This is a genomic window from Bacillus sp. SIMBA_154, assembly GCF_046536015.1.
GTDB classification, from domain to species: domain Bacteria; phylum Bacillota; class Bacilli; order Bacillales; family Bacillaceae; genus Bacillus; species Bacillus pumilus_P.
The window spans coordinates 1-243 of record NZ_JAWJBV010000571.1; the positions used below are offsets into that span (position 1 = coordinate 1).

Below are 243 nucleotides of genomic sequence, written 5' to 3' on the forward strand. Positions count from 1 at the left end.
CTCAAGTGCAAACCATAGTGTGCTTCTCACTGGTGATATATCAAAGGCGAGGGAGTCTAAATTAATTAAACAAGGGCATGATTTACAAAGTACCGTTTTGTTAAGTCCTCATCACGGCAGTGATAGCTCTTCCAGTGTCGAGTTTATCGAGGCCGTAAACCCAACACTTGTGATTCATTCAAGTGCGTATCAAGGCCAGTGGCAATTTCCAAGTAAAGCGGTAGTTAAGCGTTACAATAAAAT

General features: G+C 41.6%; 1 protein-coding gene. It reads left to right on the forward strand.

Annotated elements, in window-relative coordinates; translation table 11 throughout:
- Positions 1–243 (forward strand): ComEC/Rec2 family competence protein (locus R0K30_RS23195; protein ID WP_410613352.1); only part of this gene is annotated, 243 nt, incomplete at both ends.